The sequence below is a fragment of the Leifsonia sp. SIMBA_070 genome (genome assembly GCF_046534635.1).
Taxonomy (GTDB): domain Bacteria; phylum Actinomycetota; class Actinomycetes; order Actinomycetales; family Microbacteriaceae; genus Leifsonia.
Genome location: NZ_JAWRYK010000814.1, coordinates 1 through 243, shown reverse-complemented (window position 1 = coordinate 243; position 243 = coordinate 1). Strand labels below are relative to the sequence as shown.

1 protein-coding gene is annotated in these 243 nt (G+C 65.0%); it reads left to right on the top strand.

Features of this window, described 5'->3' with window-relative positions; genetic code table 11:
- Positions 1–62: 62 nt before the first annotated feature.
- The coding region (locus SB754_RS22480) for a LacI family DNA-binding transcriptional regulator (RefSeq protein ID WP_410784489.1) at positions 63–243 on the top strand (181 nt) is incomplete at its 3' end.

Genomic DNA, 243 nt, shown 5'->3' with positions numbered 1-243 from the left:
CCACACAGCGGCGTGATAGGCCTCGTACTCTTCGCGATTCTCGGGTGCGATACCGATGACGGATGCGATGCGCTGCATGCCTCTACTGTGCCAGTACCATGGCGCGTATGCGTGCCGAAGGAGACACGATGCGACGGGGGACACCGAACATAGGCGCCGTGGCGCGCGCCGCAGGCGTCTCCGTCGGAACCGTCTCGAATGCCATCAACAACCCCGAGCGGCTCGCCGCAGAGACCCTCGAGC